This window comes from Clostridium sp. MCC353, from assembly GCF_018785315.1.
In the GTDB taxonomy this organism is placed as follows: Bacteria; Bacillota; Clostridia; order Lachnospirales; family Lachnospiraceae; genus CHH4-2.
This window is the reverse complement of sequence record NZ_WQPN01000160.1, coordinates 1-15,803: the sequence shown is the minus strand read 5'-3', so window position 1 is coordinate 15,803 and position 15,803 is coordinate 1. Positions and strand designations below refer to the sequence as shown.

The following is a 15,803-nucleotide window of genomic DNA, read 5'->3' as shown; positions in this document are numbered from 1 at the left end:
GCTGGCCGTCACGGTTCCCCTGATAATTATTCCCCTGATAACCGCCGCTTCTCGGCTGGCCGTCACGATTCCCCTGGTAATTATTTCCCTGGTAACCTCCGCTGCGCTGCTGGCCGTCACGGTTTCCCTGATAACCGCCACTGCGCTGCTGGCCGTCGCGGTTTCCCTGATAGCCGCCGCTGCGCTGCTGGCCATCCCGGTTCCCCTGGTAATTATTTCCCTGGTAGCCGCCGCTTCTTGGCTGGCCGTCACGGTTTCCCTGGTAATTATTCCCCTGATAGCCGCCGCTTCTTGGCTGGCTGTCACGGTTTCCCTGATAGGAACTCTGGGGTCTCTGGTTTTCCGCAGGACGCTGAACCGGAGCCTGGGTCTCGGCTGCTTTCGGAGCTTCCGCCGGTTTTACGCTTTCAGGCGCTGACGCTGCTGCGGATTCAGCAGGCTTTGGCTGAGGCGCTGCCGGTCTGCTCTGCGGAGCCTGTGCGGATTTCTGGGGTGATCTCTGCATCGCATTCTTTAACTGCTGTGAATTCTGCGGACGGTATACCGCCGTAATCTTTTTCTTAGGCGCTTCCTGGCCTTCTGCAGGCTTTGACGGTGATACGGATTTCTTTACCACCGAAGCCTGATCGTCTGTCACATTGGACAAATGGCTTTTTACTTCAATATTATTATTCTGCAATATATCTAAAATCTCCTTGTTGCTTTTTCCAAGCTCTTTTGCAAGATCGTTAACTCTCATACTTACTACCTCCGTTAATATTCATTTGTTTTACGATTGCCTTAGCCAACCCCTCATCCAGAATCGCCAGAGACGCCCTCTGCGCTTTTCCCGTAGAATGGCCGAGTTCTTCTTTTTTACCAAAAAAACAGATTGGGACTTCATAGTAAGTACACATATTAGAAAACATCTTTTTGGTATTCTCAGATGCCTCTTCCGATACGATTACCAGCCGCGCCTGCCCGCTTTTTACAGCTTTTTCTGTAGAAAATTCTCCGCTTGCGGTTTTTCCGGCTTTCGTTGCAAGGCCTATCAGATTCAACGCTTTTTTATTACTCTCCAAGCTGTGCCATCTCCTTTTCCAAAGTTTCATATACCTCTTTGGGGATCGCCATCTTGAAAGAACGTTCCAACCCCTTGCCCTTTTCCGCCTTCTTCAGGCATTCCATGGACGGGCAGATATAAGCGCCCCTTCCGTTCTTCCTGCCTGTGGCATCCAGTATGATTTCCTCATCCGGGGTTTTCAGTATACGGATCATCTCTTTTTTGCTCTTCATCTCACCGCAGCCGATGCACTGCCTGAGCGGTATTTTCTTAGTACTCACTAAAAATCACTTCCCCATCTCTTTTATTCCTGGTAATCTTCCCGGTAGTCTTCCTGATAGTCGTTATACTCTTCCTGTCCCTCTATCTGGAAATCATCCTGATACTCGATTCCCATCTCTTCGAACAGTCCAAGATCTCTTGCTTGTGTTTCACTCTTTATGTCAATTTTATAGCCGGTCAGCCTGGCGGCCAGTCTGGCATTCTGGCCTTCTTTTCCAATGGCCAGGGACAACTGGTAATCAGGCACGATTACCTGCGCTTCTCTTGCGTCTTCATCCGCTACCACGCAGATTACCTTTGCCGGGCTGAGCGCATTTTCGATCAGATACGCAGGATTATCATCCCAGTTGATGATATCGATCTTTTCTCCACGCAGTTCATTTACAATATAATTCACTCTGGCTCCGTTTAAACCAACGCAGGCGCCCACTGGATCCACGTTAGGATCATTGGACCACACAGCGATCTTGGTTCTGGAACCGGCTTCTCTGGCAATGGCCTTAATCTCAACGGTGCCGTCTTTCACTTCTGTCACTTCAGATTCAAATAAACGCTTTACCAAATCAGGGTGGGTTCTGGATACGGAAATTCTCGGACCCTTAGACGTATCTTTGACTTCCAGAATATATACTTTAATCCGCTCGGTGGGCTGGAATACCTCGCCTTTGACCTGTTCCGTCTCGTTGAGGATGGCATCCACCTTGCCCAGGTTAATACTAACATTTTTACCAAGATAGCGCTGAACTACACCTGGAACTACTTCCTTTTCCTGACAGTACCAATCGTTGTAGAGCACTTTCCGCTCTTCTTCCCGGATCTTCTGAAGAATCACGTTTTTCGCATTCTGTGTGGCAATCCTTCCGAATTCCTTGGATTTAATGGGAATCTGCACGATATCGCCCAGATCGTACTTGGGATCCATCATCTTCGCTTCCGCCAGACTGATCTGGAGCAGCTTATCCTCCACCTCTTCCACCACTTCTTTTTCTGCGTAAACAGCGAAATCACAGGTAACCGGATTGATGTTCACCCTTACGTTATCCGCTTTTCCAAAATGGTTTTTACATGCCGTGAGCAGGGAGTTTTCTATCGCCTCAAGTAAAGTGTCTTTGCTGATGTTTTTCTCTTTTTCCAATATCTCCAATGCTTCTAATAGTTCTTTGTTCATCTTTTCCTCCATTCCGCCGCCCCTAAACGGCATTTGTTTTAAAAGTCAAATGCTAACCGGATCAGCGCTATATCCACGCGGTTAAATACCATCTCCTCGTCGTCTCCTGCCTGAATCGTTACCGTTTCCTTATCATAACTTTTCAGCATTCCGGTAAATTCCTTCTGTCTGTTGACCGCACGGTACAGTTTAATGTCCACTTCACATCCAATGCTTCGTTCAAAATCCTTCTCTTTTTTGAGTGGCCTGCCAAGTCCCGGAGAACTGACCTCCAGGATATAGCTTTCACTGATAAAATCCTTCTCATCCAGCCAGTCGCTCAGTTTCCTGCTGATCACTTCACAGTCATCCACCGCGATTCCGCCTTCTTTATCAATATAAGCCCGCAAATACCAGTTACCGGCTTCTTTCACATATTCAACGTCAACCAGTTCAAAATTATGTTCTTTCATCAGCGGCATCAGATATGATTCAACCTTTGACTCATATTCTTCTCTCTTTGTCATTCCGCACCACCTTTCCTGTTTCATACAAAAAGTAAGAGTGGACTTTCGTCCACTCCTTTTGCTTTTTATCATGTTATCTCAAATAGTATAGCACCAAATTATGTCAATTGCAAGAGTTTTTCACATAATTATAGAAGTAACTACGCTTCTCCCATCACCAGCACCCGGCATTTCCTGTTTCTCACCCGGTTCTGATCCCAGTCAACAAAATAGATATAACCTACGGATCCGGTATTGAGCATCCCCTCATCCAGTATAAATGATTCACTGGCTCCGAACAGGGACCCTCTGATATGGGCATCCCCATTTAAAATTGTACCGGGATCCTTGGGATATGCCGGATCGTCAAGACTCATGAGGAAATCCAGATGTTTGGGGCCCGGATAACGGTATTCCATATTCTCCGTCACTTCCCTGGGAATGATCCGGTCCAGAATCCGGTTTAAATCCACCTGCAGAAATTCATCCCCGTTAAAATCCGTATCATGGACAAATTCTTCAAAAATCACCGAGCACGTGGTGTGCTGGGACTGCACCACACAAATCCCGTTTTTGATTCCGCTCTGTTCCACAATTTTCTTAACCTGCTCCGTCACATTGTGGTAACTGGGCCGGTTTCCATTGGATGTCACTGTAATTGTATCTTTATAGACCGCCATATCAATATCCCTCTCCTTTCAGTTCATCCCTGGCCTTTGCCAGCGCTTCTATCATCTCTTTCAATGCCTGATACGGATCTTCTGCAGCCACGATTCCGCTGGTGGCTCCGGTTCCGTCCGCTCCTGTCATGATGGCCTGATACACGTCATCCCCTTTGCTGATTCCCGCCGCCTGCAGAACCAGCGTATCCGGTGATACTTCCTTCACAGCCTGTCCGGTGGCCTCCATGTAACCGCTGCCGCTGACTTTTCCCGTCCCAATCAGGCTGGTTGGTTCACACACCATGATATCGGGATGGAATCCGGCCAGCGCGCGGGCCTCTTTTTCCGAATCCGCGCAGACAATGGTCAAAATTCCCAGTTCATCCGCCCGGCTTATGGCTTTTTCCAACTGGCTGGTACTCATGGCATGTTCTGCGTGGTTTAAAAATACCGCCTCCACTCCTGTCCCGGCCAGCGCCTCCGGAAGCACATGTCCCATCCCCCGGCCCGGAACCAATCCGTCCATATGCTGGGCCGTCACGATCACGCATTCGGTTTCCCGTTTTACGGACGGAAGATCGACGAGCTGTCCGGTAAAAAAAATATCCACATCATATTTCTTTGCCAGCTGATCCGCATATTCTGCCAGCCGGACGCTTTCTTCTCCATATATGTAAGCTTTTGGATTCACCACAAAAAATGGTCTTCTTATTTTCTTTTTTTCCATCATTCTCCCCTTTTCAACCGTCTCTTATTTTTCCCCGCGGGACGCAAAGATTTCAAAGTAATGGCTTAACACACCGGCCATCCCTTCATCCGCCGCCTTTTTCAGTTCCAGATAATCCTCAGGCCGTCTCTTTTCAATATTCTTCATGGCCCCCAGCAGAAAATCCGTAAAAATGTTCACTTTTGTAATTCCTCCAGAAACACACCGGCTGAGATTTTCATCTCCAGACCCGGAACTGCCGTGAAGTACCAGCGGAACCGGAACCGCATCCGCCAGTTCCGAAAGCCGTTCGAAATTAAGTACCGGCGTGCCGTTTCCCCTATAAGCCCCATGGGCTGTGCCGATGGATACCGCCAGGGAATCCGCGCCTGTCAGTTCCGCAAAAGAAACGGCTTCTTCCACTGTGGTGTAAACGGAATCGGAGTTCTGATAGTCCGTATAATTAGAACCCTGGCCGACGTGCCCGATCTCAGCCTCTACCGTAATCCCTCTTTCATGGGCGTAATCCACCACTGATTTCGTCCTTCTCACATTCTCCTCAAAACATTCCATAGAGGCGTCAATCATCACGGAAGTAAAACCCAGTTCAATCGCTTTTTTGATAAACCCTTCGTCCAGGCCGTGATCCAGGTGCAGGGCGATGGGGACATCCACCATGGACGCAGCAAATTTCCCGATCATGGCCGCCTCTTCCAGGGAAAGTATTGTGCTGTGCACCTGGGCAAAAGAAAGGATGATCGGTTTTCCCACAGCCTGGGCTGTTTTTACATAGGCTCTGGCCGAATCCATGTCTATGAAATCAGGCGCAGGAACGCCGCGCCTCTGTCTCTTGGCTTCCAATAATATCTCTTTTGAATTTACCAGCATTTTTCTATTCTCTCCATTTATTTTTTATAGATTCCATATTCCTTCCCCACCTCATACATATGGAAAAAATTCTCCACAGGCACATCGATCTGGAAGTGATTGGATGGCGAAAGGATGTAGCCGCCGTTCTTTCCAAAGGCATCAATCCTCTTTTTTACATCTCTCTCCACATCTTCCAAGGTTCCCGTCATGGCACACTGGATATCCACGCCGCCGTGGAAGATCAAACGGTCCCCAAAAGCTTCTTTCAGCCCCGCAGAATCCATCTCCGCCGCCAGCGGCTGGAGGGCGCTCTGGATATCCACTCCCATTTCTATAAAATAAGGCATCAGCTTTTTCACGCTGCCGCAGCTATGCAGAAATATTTTCACATTGGGGGCCGCCTTTTTGCACGCGTCGAACAAACGCTTATGCGGTTCTAAAAAGAACTCTTCAAATAAGGAGGGCGAGATAAAAGGCGCTCTCTGAGTTCCGAAATCAGAAGAAAATTCAATCCATTCAATATAGGGCCCAACTGCCTCCAGATAATAGACATTCAGCTCAATCAGCGCATCCGTCACTTTTTGAATTAACTTTTCTGCAAATTCCGGTTCTTCATAGAGGTCAACAAAAAACTGTTCAATCCCTCTTAAATACTGGCAGAGTTCGAAGATGGTGCCTGACGTTGCGGAAGTTGCGGTGATGGCAAAATCCGTATTTTTATACCAGTCCTCTGCTCTCTCCTTCAACCCTCTGACGCGGCCTTCATCCCTCATCCGGGGCCAGGGATAGACATCCAGATCCTCAATGGAGGCTTCCGCCAGGGGGTGATAGCTGAGGGATGGATGGATCCCGATCAGCTTTCTGCCCACGCCCCATTCGTCAATGATATTGCCCTGCTCATCCTTGTAGCTTTTAAAACCATCGGGCTTTCCGATATTTATGTGGCGGAAATCAGAGTTTACCAGATCGCTGATCCTGTAGTCCTCATACTCTGAAGTGGAACCCGGACGGATTCTCTCCCCCAGCTCCGTGTATCCTAAATATCCGGCTGTTTTCAAATAAAATTCCGTATTCATGCGGCTGTCGGTTCCCCATAAATCCATGGGCACACGATCCGGGATCTCCCCGTTCAGCACCGCACGCACCCGCTCTCTGCTTGTCATATTTATTACCTCCCTGGTTTGAAATTTAAATGTTTCCCTTACCTTTATGATAAAGCGTATTTGCAACAGTTCAGGCCTGTCTGGACTGTTATGCGCATCTGCACGTTTTTAAACTTTTTACCTCTAATATATTGCACGTTTGTTCATCCTATTGTATAATAATCCTGGTCTCATAAAAAATGGAAAGCAGCTCTTTTCCCGGTGAAAATCCGGTAAAAGGCAGCAGCCCGGATTATGAACAGAAAGGAAGTCATTCACTTGGAACCTGGCGAAAAAAGAAAAACAATTATTAAAGTTGCAAAACTCTACTATTACGGAAACATGACACAGAATGAAATTGCCCATATGATGGGCATCTCACGTCCCAAAGTCTCCCGCCTTTTAACGGCCGCCCAGCAATATAACATCGTACAGATCAAAATCAATGATCCCGCTTTTTCCAATGAGGAAGCGGCCGACACCCTGCGCCGCCATTTCGGCCTGAAAGCAGTGACCGTTGTGAGCCCGGGCCAGAGCCTGGAGGAGGCTAAGGATCATATCGGAAAAGCCGCCTCGGACTTTTTAAACGACCGGCTCACCGACCAGTTAAAGATCGGGATTTCCTGGGGAACTACCCTCAATTCCTTTGTTCACCGGTATCAATGTTCCAGGGCGGTTCCCGGCGCCATGGTAGCCCAGTTAGTTGGCGGAACCTACAGCCAGACCATGCATATGGACGGGCGGGATCTGACCAAAAACCTGGCTAAAAAGCTGAAATGCGGCTACAGCGTGCTGGAAACTCCCATGATCGTCCACAACCCGGAACTGAAGAAGCTTTTAATGGAAGAACCGGAAACCATAGAGCATTTCAAACTGCTAAAAAACCTGGACATCGCTTTTGTCGGTGTGGGTTCCGCCAATTATAAGGAGAGCGTCATCTATAAGGCAAAATATCTGGATGAATCTCAGGCAAAGCAGCTCTACTCCATGGGGCTCTGTGATATCTGCGGCCATCAGATCGATTCCACCGGACAGGAACCGGAAACGTCCCTCTCCGACCGCTTGATCGGCATTTCCCTGGAAGACCTGGCCGCCATTCCAATGGTGGTGGGGCTCTGCGCAGGCAATATGAAAACAAAGCCCATTCTCTCCGCTGTCCGTGGGGGATATTTAGACTCTCTCATCATCGATGAAATCGCCGCCATTTCCCTGATGGAAGCGGAAAACCTGGAGTGATCCTGCGCCCATTTTAGCGCTGAAGCTCCTGCAGCCCATGGAAAACTCCGCCCTCTGAAAGCGCGTCGTAAGCCTGCCGGTAAAGCCGGTAAAGAGACTGGTAGATTCCGGCATTTTCCGGATTGGGCTCATACCGCTTTTTCACCTTCACCATATTTTTTACCCCTTCCTGCACATCTTCGAAAAGCCCTACGCCTACGCCGGCGCAGACAGCCGCTCCTAAAGCCGCCGCATCCGGCACCATCAGCGTCTCACAGGGCTTTTGGTAGATGTCCGCCTGGATCTGGTTCCACACCTCTGATTTGGCGGCTCCCCCCACAATCCTGACGCATTTTATGTCCAGGCCGCTGCCGGCCATACTTTCCATAATATCCTTCTGTTCCAGCGTAATGCCTTCCACACAGGATCTGGCCATACACCCCCGGTCATGCCCCAGGGTCAGCCCCAAAAAGCAGCCTTTGGCCTCGCTGTTCCATCTCGGAGCTGCGCTGCCTGCGAAATAGGGCAGCATCAAAAGCCCTTTGGCCCCCGGAGGAGCATTCTCAATCATACGGTTCAGCGTATCATATACCCCGTCTTTATCCCGGAACTGCTCATAGGCGGCGATCTCATCACGGAACCACCGGAAAGCCCCGGCAGCCGCGTTCTGCAGCCCCTCAAATGTCCACATGCCATGAACGGCATGATTTGTTACCATCGTCTGACCCTTAGGATCCCGGTAACAGGTATCCAGCATGAATGTTGCCAGCCCGCCCGTACCGATGGACACGGATACCATTCCGGGTTCCACAATTCCGGCTCCAAGGGCAGCTCCGTTCTGATCCCCAATTCCCACACAGATGGGAGTTCCCGCCATAAGCCCGGTCTTATGGGCTGTCTCTAAACTCACCCGCCCCGCTATGCTGCCTGAACGTTTTATTCTGGGAAACAAGTCCTCGTCCAGCTCAAAAGCCCGCAGAAATTCCTCACTATAACAGAAATGCCGGCTGTCCCAGACTCCGAAAAAACAGGCCTCCGGCTCATCGCTTATGTATTCTTCCGCCCCCAGGGCCTTCAAAATCACATCCTGGAGCTGAACAATTTTATTCGTCTTTTTGAAAATCTCAGGCTCATGCTTTCTGGTATGCAGAATCTTTGGCAGCATCCAAGTAGCGCAGAGAGGAAGGCCGGTCACATCATAAAAATGCTCTCTTCCCACCTTTTCCTCAATTTCTTCCACCTCTTTATCCGCCCGGTTATCCAGCCAGGAAATCATTTTAAGAATCCTGCCGTCTCCGTCGATGAGGATGGTGCTGCTCCGCTGGGCGGAAACGCTGATGCTCAATATATTCTTTCCCTGGATTTTCACCCCGTCGATCACATTTGTACAGCAGTCAAACACCGTCTCGATCAACATGCCGCAGTCCTGCTCCACCCATCCTGTCTTAGGGTAAATACAGGCATATTCCCGATAAGCGCTGCTCACCACACCGCCTTTCAGATCAAACGCAATCACCTTTGCACCTGTCGTGCCCACATCAATCCCCAATAAATATTTCTTATCCATCCGCCAGTCCCCCTATCCGTTCCACCGTTTCTAACAGTCTGCCGCACAAAAGTTCAACTTCCTCCCGTTTCATCCCGTGCCCCAGCGAAATTCTTATGCATCCCCTCAAATACTCTTCCGGGACGCCCATCGCCTTCAGCACATGGGACGGCTCCACGCTCTTGGTGTCGCAGGCCGCGCCCATGGAAACCAGGATTCCCTGTCTGCTCAGGTGAAATACCAGCCCCTCTGCCTCAATCTCCCTGAAACCAAGGTTCAGGATCGACGGGACGCAGGCGGCGGCAGGGCTGTTGACCAGTATCCCGTTCCTGCCTTCCAGGCGGTTCAGCATCATGGTTTTCAAGCTCTCCATAGCCGCCGCATCACGTTCCCGCTCGGATGCCAGCAGTTCAACCGCCTTTCCAAAGCCTGCCACAGCAGGGACATTTTCCGTCCCCGCCCGCAGGTATCTTTCCTGCTGGCCGCCGCTGATCAATCGTTTCAGAGGAACTCCTTTTCTACAGTATAACGCCCCGCAGCCTTTAGGGCCATATATTTTATGGGCGGAAAATGATAATAAATCCACTCCCGTCGCTTTCACATCCACGGTCTGAGTGCCCATGGCCTGAACAGCGTCCGTATGAAACAGGCATCCGTGCCGGTGGGCGGCGTCTGCCAGGGTTTTAATATCCTGGATAACTCCGGTTTCATTATTCACCCACATGATGGAAACGAGAAATGTATCCGGTGTAAAGGCGGCCTCCAGCGTCTCTTTCCGCACTCTCCCCAAGCGGTCCACCGGAAGATAAGTGACTGTAAACCCATACTGTTCCAGAAAACGGCAGGATTCCAGCACAGCATGATGTTCTGTGGAGGACGTGATGATATGGCGCCTTTTGTTGTCCGGATGCAGGGCTGTTCCCTTAACAGCCAGATTATCGCTCTCCGTACCTCCGCTGGTGAACAAAATTTCATCCTCCCCGGCGTTCAGGCAGGACGCCGTTATTCTCCTGGCATTTTCAACCGCTAAAGCCGCTTCCCTCCCCTCCCGGTAAACGGAGGACGGATTGAAATAATGTCCGGTAAAATAAGGAATCATCGCTTCTAAAACTTCCGGACGGACCGGTGTCGTAGCCGCATAATCCGCATATATCATAAACTCACCTCTCCAATAACCCTGCAATGGTTTCCACACACGCTTTTTCCCCTACATGGCTGATAAACGGTTTTCCGCTGACCACCGGACAGGGCTGATCCTCAAAATATGGAAACATCTCTACAATCACATCATATCCCGGCTCCACATAACCGGTTTCCCATAAGTTCTGAATCTTAACATAGAGATCACCGCCCCACCGTTTCTTTATCTTCTCCGCCGCCATCAGCATGGTGGTGCCGCACAGACCTCCTGCAATCAGTATCTTCTTCATCCGATCCCCGGCCCTTCCTTAAAATCCGTCTGAGTACTCTTCGCATTTCGAGAAAATTTCCGCAAATTCCTGGGGGGTTTTTGCTTGTTTTAAATCCAGCAGAAGCTGTTTTTTAGAAAATACCGCCATCAGTTCCTGTAAATCCCCCAGATGCGCATCTTCTCCGCTCTCATTTGCCATTACAAATACCAGCTCCACAGGCAGCTCTTCCTCCGGATCCACCGTATTTCTGAAAAGGACCGGCTTAGTAAGGGACGCAATCCCCACTCCTGTCCGGTATACCTCACCGCAGAACGCATGAGGAACGGCGGTCATCACGCCTTCACTGGGCAGGCCGGTGGGATAGGATTCCTCCCGTTCCAAAACAGCGCCGCAGTAGCCGTCTCCCACATACCCCTTTTCCTGCATTTTGGCCGTCACCGCCCGTATCACCTCTTCCCTGGTGTCCGCAGCCGGATTTATAATTATAATATCCTGATCAAGAACCATTTCTTCTCCCCTTTATCCCCTGTCCTTATTTTCCAAATATTTTAAATATGTAGACCAGAAGCGCGCCCAAAGGATCTCCTCCCATATCGAAGCTGGAATTCACCACATTCGGGTCTGCCAGATTTAATAGTCCCATGGTCTGCGTATGAATTGGAGCCATCAATGTGGCAATATAGAATACCGGGATGCTCCAGATCAGGACAAACAGTACGATCCTGAACACATTCCCCTTGAGCTGGGCAGCCACAGCCCCGCACCAATACGGTATAACCGCCAGGGAGGCGATGGGCAGAATGCCGTTGCCCGGCAGAAGCACGGACAAAACCACAATCATAGGATACAGGAGCACGGCCGACGCCATGACCGACGGATGTCCTAAAAGGGCCGCGCAGTCTACGCCCACATAAACTTCTCTTCCTTCGAATTTCTCCTGTACAAATTCGGTGATCGCATTGGCCACTGGAATGATCCCTTCACACAGTACGGATACGGTTTTTGGGAGAAATACCATCAAAACTCCGATCTGCATTCCCAGATTCAAAACCATGCCGTAGTCATAGCCCGCCAGAATACCGATAATCACGCCGATTACGGTTCCCATCACGCCCAGTTCTCCGAAGATTCCCATCCTCTTTCTTATATTTTCCGGAGAAGCGTTGATATCCCTGATACCGGGAATCTTCTCGATCAACGCGTTAAATGGCTTTGCGAACAGGGCCAGAAATGAAACGGTACAGGGTACGGCGATGCAGGGCATATCGTTAAACTCCTGATAATCCTTTGCCGTAATATCCGCTATGATGGATCCCACTGCCAGGAAAATCACACCGGCCAGCACTCCTCAAAAGATGTTCCCTCCTGTCGCCGCCCAGACGAAGCCGCCCAGCACATTTCCATGCCAGATGCTCCAAATGTCGGTCCACATGGTTTTAGTCAGTTTGAGAACCACCATCAGGGCGTTGACTGCCAGGATTCCCAGAATCACAAAAGCCAGACCGGGCCAGGAAAAAGCGATTCCCGAAGACCCCCATCCCAAATCAGTGACCGTCAGATTGGTGTGGAACTTCTCTGAAAATGCCTGGATCGCCGGTGTCAGCGCCCCTGTTGCCGCATTTACCACAATATTCAGTCCCGTCAGGCCGATTCCGGCGTAAATACCGCCTCTCACACTGTTTTTAACTCCTGCCCGGAACACCAGCCCCAAAAGGCACATAACCGCCGCTACCAGCACCGGACCCCCTAAGCCGCCTAGTACGGCTGAAATACTTGCTGCTATGTTATCCATATACCTGTTCTCCTCTCAATTCACTGCCTGCAGTTTCATTCTTCGCTGATTTCATCCAGCTTTGCAATAATCTTTTCTGCCAGTTCCTCTTTCGCTTTTTTCGAACCGATCATAAACGGAAGCCCCTTGAAGCCTGGCGCTCCGTAAGAATCGTCCATCTGGGTCATCCAGACAATCACCATATTTTTTCTTCCCTTATATGGCGCGATATCACCGATCATGGCATGGATGACCTGAACATCACTTCTCCCCTTAGCATTTAAAAATTCCGTGATCTTGTTCTTTGCGTTTAAGGAAGTATTGATCCCCGCTCCGCAGACGCATAATACTAACTTACTTTCTTCCATGTTCATTTCCCCTTTTCTGTAATGGATAGAGCCGCTCATCTCTAATTTGTATTTTAGATGAATTGTTACTTTTTTTCAATATACTATCAGGCTATAACTGAACATTTGTGCACTTTATTTTTTATGACCAGTAATTTGAAGGTTTTGTTTTACAAAATCCCGGCTCCATCCTATAATGTCATTAGAATGTGTTGGAAAATTTCCTTCCGCCGGATTTTAGCGGCATTTATTGGGGATTTAGTTCCGATAGAGGAGGCGTGGCTGGCTGAGCCGGCTGAATATGCGCATCATATGCCGCAGACTGAGGCGTGAATCCCGCGGTAATGAATGTTCCAATACACTCCAGCGCATAAAATATATAATAAAACGGAGGTCATCTATAAATGGAAAAGAAAATCATGGATGCGGTATATAACCTGATCCGCCCATTATCCGGTTTTGAGCAGGCAGAAGTGGTGGAAGTATCCGAAGGGCACTCGGTCATTTCCATCGAAATTCCCGAAACATCCCTCAATTCCCTGGGCAATGTTCACGGCGGTTTTTTGTTTACCCTGTGTGATATTTCAGCCGGAATCATCAGCGCTTCCCACAGCCTTGTGAGCGTTACCCTCAACGGAAGCATCAACTACATCAAAGGGCTGAGCGGCGGCACACTGTATTTCGAGGCCAATACCCTTCATAAAGGGCGTACCACCCTTGTTGTGGACGTGAAGGTCACCGACCGGAATAAAACCCTGATATCAACCGGGACATTCACCATGTATGTTTTAAAAGATTTTTAAATTCCAATTCTTTCCCCCATTCTTTGGGTACATTTCTCCATCACACTCCTTGTTTGGATCACATATGATAGTATATAACAAATAAGGAGGCCACCCATGAAACCAAAACTGGAAGCCTGTGAGGTCAGCTACTCCTACCACTCTTTAGATGGTGAGACGCTGGCCCTTTCTGATATATCATTTTCCGTAAACAATGGTGAATTTCTAGCCGTAGTCGGTCCTTCCGGCTGTGGAAAATCCACCCTTTTATCTATATTCAGCGGATTGCTGGCGCCGGAAAAGGGAACCATTCTGATCGACGGCGTGCCGATCGAAGAATCTCATGCTAAAATCGGCTATATGCTGCAAAAAGATCATTTGTTTGAATGGCGGACCATTTATGCCAATACGGCCCTGGGCCTGGAAATCCAGAAAAAACTCAACTCTGAAAGCAGAGAAAAACTTCATCATATGCTGAAAACTTACGGCCTGGGCGGATTTGAATCCTCTAAGCCTTCCGAATTGTCCGGCGGAATGAGACAGCGGGCCGCTCTGATCCGCACCCTCGCTCTGGAACCGGATCTTCTTCTTTTGGATGAACCATTTTCAGCCCTGGATTACCAAACCAGGCTGTCTGTATGTGACGATATCAGCACGATTATCAAAAGCGCCGGAAAAACAGCGATTTTGATCACCCATGACCTTTCGGAAGCCATAAGCGTTGCCGACCGCGTCGTCATCCTGTCTCCCCGGCCCGGCAAGGTAAAGTCCATCATTCCTATCTCGTTTCCGGACGATTGTACAAGACCGCTGGAAAGGAGGAACAGCCCGGATTTTTCACTTTATTTCAATAAGATATGGAAGGATCTTCAGGAAAACTGACCACGAATCTGCTGTCCGGGATCTCTTTTTTTGAGATCCTGATCCAGCAGATTCTTTAGAAAATTAGTTATTATTGGTTATCTTTATCAATCCCTTGACCCCGGATTATAATTTTGCTAAAATTGGTAACTATTCAGATTCTGAAAATATCCGGACAGAAGAGAGGGTTCAAATATGCCAAAATTAAATGAAAATTACCAAAGACTGAAAGAAAGTTATCTTTTCGCGGAAATCGCCCACCGTATCTCCTGCTATACAAAAGAGCATCCTGATAAACAGGTCATACGCCTTGGCATCGGTGATGTCACTCTTCCCCTTGGAAGCTGTGCGCTAAACGGCCTTCACGAAGGCGTGGACGCCATGGCCGCTTCTGAAACATTTAAAGGTTACGGGCCTGAGCAGGGATATCTGTTTCTCAGGGAATCCATCGCCGCGTATTATGAAAGAAACGGCGTATCCATAGACCCCGGCGACATCTTTATCTCCGACGGGGCTAAAAGCGACACCGGAAATATTACGGAATTATTTGCGGATGACAATATGATCCTGATCCCGGATCCGGTTTATCCGGTTTATGTGGATTCCAATACCATGTTTGGGAGAAGGATCACCTATATGGACGGCAATTCGGAAAACAATTTCCTTCCTATGCCCGACAAAAATGTGCACGCCGATATCATTTATCTGTGTTCCCCCAACAATCCGACAGGTGCCGTATATAATAAAGACCAGTTAAAAGAATGGGTGGATTATGCTTTGGAACACGACGCGGTCATTCTGTTTGATTCGGCTTATGAAGCTTTTATCACAGATCCCGAACTGCCCAGAAGCATTTTCGCCGTGGAAGGGGCAAAACGCTGTGCTGTCGAGTTCTGTTCCCTGTCGAAAACAGCCGGTTTCACCGGAACCCGCTGCGGTTATACCATCGTACCGAAAGAGCTTCGGTTTAAAGCCTCCAATGGAGAAATCATGTCCTTAAACGCCATGTGGAACCGCCGCCAGAGCACAAAATTCAATGGGACTTCCTATATCATCCAGAGCGGGGCCGCCGCCGTCTTCACAGAAGAAGGCATGAAGCAGTGCATGGACAACATCCGCTATTACCAGGAAAACGCCCGCATCATAGGGGACATGCTTTCAAAGAAAAACATTCCTTTCTACGGCGGCGTCCATTCTCCCTATCTTTGGTTTGAATGCCCGGACGGCATGGATTCCTGGACATTCTTCGATCACCTGTTAAACAACGCCCAGGTAGTGGGAACGCCGGGAGCCGGATTTGGGAAAAATGGACAGAATTATTTCAGGCTGACTTCTTTTGGAAATCATGAGAATACGGTTGAGGCAATGAGAAGGTTTGGGGAATTGTTTTAAATTTACAAAATTGGGATTTAATTGAGAAAGATACGCAGGGAAGCGGGACGAGGGGACGGACTGGATGTTTGGATGCGGACGGGCCCAGGGGAATCCTTCGGGGATGAAAACCAGCTTCCA

General features: G+C 49.1%; 18 protein-coding genes and 1 pseudogene. 4 read left to right on the top strand and 15 right to left on the bottom strand.

Features of this window, described 5'->3' with window-relative positions; genetic code table 11:
* The 9 genes from GPL15_RS24160 to GPL15_RS24120 all read right to left on the bottom strand — a co-directional run.
* Positions 1–739, bottom strand: a 739-nt coding sequence (locus tag GPL15_RS24160) for a translation initiation factor IF-2 N-terminal domain-containing protein (RefSeq protein WP_215701246.1), incomplete at its 3' end; no start/stop codon positions are given.
* Positions 729–1,061 carry a ribosomal L7Ae/L30e/S12e/Gadd45 family protein gene (locus tag GPL15_RS24155; RefSeq protein ID WP_215701245.1) on the bottom strand — a complete coding sequence of 111 codons (333 nt, stop codon included), beginning with the start codon at positions 1,059–1,061 and terminating at the stop codon, positions 729–731. The genes GPL15_RS24160 and GPL15_RS24155, both read right to left, overlap by 11 nt.
* The gene (locus tag GPL15_RS24150) at positions 1,051–1,323 is read right to left on the bottom strand and encodes a YlxR family protein (protein WP_215701244.1); all 273 of its coding nucleotides are present in this window, start codon (positions 1,321–1,323) and stop codon (positions 1,051–1,053) included. The genes GPL15_RS24155 and GPL15_RS24150 overlap by 11 nt, the downstream gene beginning before the upstream one ends.
* A gap of 23 nt (positions 1,324–1,346) precedes the next feature.
* Entirely contained in the window at positions 1,347–2,492 is a 1,146-nt protein-coding gene (gene nusA, locus GPL15_RS24145) for a transcription termination factor NusA (protein WP_215701243.1), read from the bottom strand.
* 38 nt (positions 2,493–2,530) lie between these two features.
* Complete coding sequence (rimP, locus tag GPL15_RS24140) at positions 2,531–2,998, bottom strand: ribosome maturation factor RimP (protein ID WP_215701242.1); 468 nt, start codon at positions 2,996–2,998, stop codon at positions 2,531–2,533.
* Positions 2,999–3,138: 140 nt separating this feature from the next.
* A complete protein-coding gene (locus GPL15_RS24135) occupies positions 3,139–3,657 on the bottom strand; it encodes a YjbQ family protein (RefSeq protein WP_215701241.1) in 519 nt (172 codons plus the stop codon).
* A 1-nt stretch (position 3,658) separates the two neighbouring features.
* Positions 3,659–4,366, bottom strand: a complete 708-nt coding sequence (locus GPL15_RS24130; protein WP_215701240.1) for a triose-phosphate isomerase — start codon at positions 4,364–4,366, stop codon at positions 3,659–3,661.
* Between the two features lie 24 nt (positions 4,367–4,390).
* A complete protein-coding gene (locus GPL15_RS24125) occupies positions 4,391–5,233 on the bottom strand; it encodes a class II fructose-bisphosphate aldolase (RefSeq protein ID WP_215701239.1) in 843 nt (280 codons plus the stop codon).
* A 17-nt stretch (positions 5,234–5,250) separates the two neighbouring features.
* The gene (locus tag GPL15_RS24120; protein ID WP_215701238.1) at positions 5,251–6,378 is read right to left on the bottom strand and encodes a uroporphyrinogen decarboxylase family protein; all 1,128 of its coding nucleotides are present in this window, start codon (positions 6,376–6,378) and stop codon (positions 5,251–5,253) included.
* Positions 6,379–6,612: 234 nt separating this feature from the next.
* On the opposite strand from GPL15_RS24120, the gene GPL15_RS24115 reads away from it, so the two are divergent.
* Positions 6,613–7,593, top strand: coding sequence for a sugar-binding domain-containing protein (locus GPL15_RS24115; RefSeq protein ID WP_215701237.1), 981 nt, complete (start codon positions 6,613–6,615; stop codon positions 7,591–7,593).
* A 13-nt stretch (positions 7,594–7,606) separates the two neighbouring features.
* Here the strand turns inward: GPL15_RS24115 and GPL15_RS24110 are convergent, their stop codons facing one another.
* From GPL15_RS24110 to GPL15_RS24080, 6 genes and pseudogenes are all read right to left on the bottom strand, one after another.
* Positions 7,607–9,139, bottom strand: coding sequence for an FGGY family carbohydrate kinase (locus tag GPL15_RS24110; RefSeq protein ID WP_215701236.1), 1,533 nt, complete (start codon positions 9,137–9,139; stop codon positions 7,607–7,609).
* Positions 9,132–10,274 (bottom strand): cysteine desulfurase family protein, encoded by a 1,143-nt coding sequence (locus GPL15_RS24105; RefSeq protein WP_215701235.1) that lies wholly within the window; start codon positions 10,272–10,274, stop codon positions 9,132–9,134. The genes GPL15_RS24110 and GPL15_RS24105 overlap by 8 nt, the downstream gene beginning before the upstream one ends.
* Before the next feature lie 4 nt (positions 10,275–10,278).
* The gene (locus GPL15_RS24100) at positions 10,279–10,548 is read right to left on the bottom strand and encodes a hypothetical protein (protein WP_215701234.1); all 270 of its coding nucleotides are present in this window, start codon (positions 10,546–10,548) and stop codon (positions 10,279–10,281) included.
* 18 nt (positions 10,549–10,566) lie between these two features.
* Positions 10,567–11,037, bottom strand: coding sequence for a PTS sugar transporter subunit IIA (locus tag GPL15_RS24095; protein ID WP_215701233.1), 471 nt, complete (start codon positions 11,035–11,037; stop codon positions 10,567–10,569).
* A gap of 25 nt (positions 11,038–11,062) precedes the next feature.
* A pseudogene (locus GPL15_RS24090) lies at positions 11,063–12,322 on the bottom strand (PTS transporter subunit IIC).
* 35 nt (positions 12,323–12,357) lie between these two features.
* Entirely contained in the window at positions 12,358–12,669 is a 312-nt protein-coding gene (locus GPL15_RS24080) for a hypothetical protein (protein ID WP_215701230.1), read from the bottom strand.
* 383 nt (positions 12,670–13,052) lie between these two features.
* Between GPL15_RS24080 and GPL15_RS24075 the strand changes: the two genes are divergently transcribed.
* The 3 genes from GPL15_RS24075 (at position 13,053) to GPL15_RS24065 (ending at position 15,683) form a co-directional block, all read left to right on the top strand.
* On the top strand, positions 13,053–13,451 hold the full coding sequence (locus GPL15_RS24075; protein WP_215701229.1) for a PaaI family thioesterase: 399 nt from the start codon (positions 13,053–13,055) through the stop codon (positions 13,449–13,451).
* Positions 13,452–13,547: 96 nt separating this feature from the next.
* Entirely contained in the window at positions 13,548–14,312 is a 765-nt protein-coding gene (locus GPL15_RS24070; RefSeq protein ID WP_215701228.1) for an ABC transporter ATP-binding protein, read from the top strand.
* 174 nt (positions 14,313–14,486) lie between these two features.
* Positions 14,487–15,683, top strand: coding sequence for an LL-diaminopimelate aminotransferase (locus GPL15_RS24065; protein ID WP_215701227.1), 1,197 nt, complete (start codon positions 14,487–14,489; stop codon positions 15,681–15,683).
* The last annotated feature ends 120 nt before the right edge of the window (positions 15,684–15,803 follow it).

Coding starts and splice junctions, on each gene's coding strand:
- GPL15_RS24100 (WP_215701234.1), bottom strand. CDS start 10,548: ATGAAGAAGATACTGATTGCAGGAGGTCTGTGCGGCACCACCATGCTG.
- GPL15_RS24065 (WP_215701227.1), top strand. CDS start 14,487: ATGCCAAAATTAAATGAAAATTACCAAAGACTGAAAGAAAGTTATCTT.
- GPL15_RS24115 (WP_215701237.1), top strand. CDS start 6,613: ATGAACAGAAAGGAAGTCATTCACTTGGAACCTGGCGAAAAAAGAAAA.
- GPL15_RS24070 (WP_215701228.1), top strand. CDS start 13,548: ATGAAACCAAAACTGGAAGCCTGTGAGGTCAGCTACTCCTACCACTCT.
- nusA (WP_215701243.1), bottom strand. CDS start 2,492: ATGAACAAAGAACTATTAGAAGCATTGGAGATATTGGAAAAAGAGAAA.
- GPL15_RS24120 (WP_215701238.1), bottom strand. CDS start 6,378: ATGACAAGCAGAGAGCGGGTGCGTGCGGTGCTGAACGGGGAGATCCCG.
- GPL15_RS24110 (WP_215701236.1), bottom strand. CDS start 9,139: ATGGATAAGAAATATTTATTGGGGATTGATGTGGGCACGACAGGTGCA.
- GPL15_RS24075 (WP_215701229.1), top strand. CDS start 13,053: ATGGAAAAGAAAATCATGGATGCGGTATATAACCTGATCCGCCCATTA.
- rimP (WP_215701242.1), bottom strand. CDS start 2,998: ATGACAAAGAGAGAAGAATATGAGTCAAAGGTTGAATCATATCTGATG.
- GPL15_RS24080 (WP_215701230.1), bottom strand. CDS start 12,669: ATGGAAGAAAGTAAGTTAGTATTATGCGTCTGCGGAGCGGGGATCAAT.
- GPL15_RS24135 (WP_215701241.1), bottom strand. CDS start 3,657: ATGGCGGTCTATAAAGATACAATTACAGTGACATCCAATGGAAACCGG.
- GPL15_RS24130 (WP_215701240.1), bottom strand. CDS start 4,366: ATGGAAAAAAAGAAAATAAGAAGACCATTTTTTGTGGTGAATCCAAAA.
- GPL15_RS24125 (WP_215701239.1), bottom strand. CDS start 5,233: ATGCTGGTAAATTCAAAAGAGATATTATTGGAAGCCAAGAGACAGAGG.
- GPL15_RS24105 (WP_215701235.1), bottom strand. CDS start 10,274: ATGATATATGCGGATTATGCGGCTACGACACCGGTCCGTCCGGAAGTT.
- GPL15_RS24095 (WP_215701233.1), bottom strand. CDS start 11,037: ATGGTTCTTGATCAGGATATTATAATTATAAATCCGGCTGCGGACACC.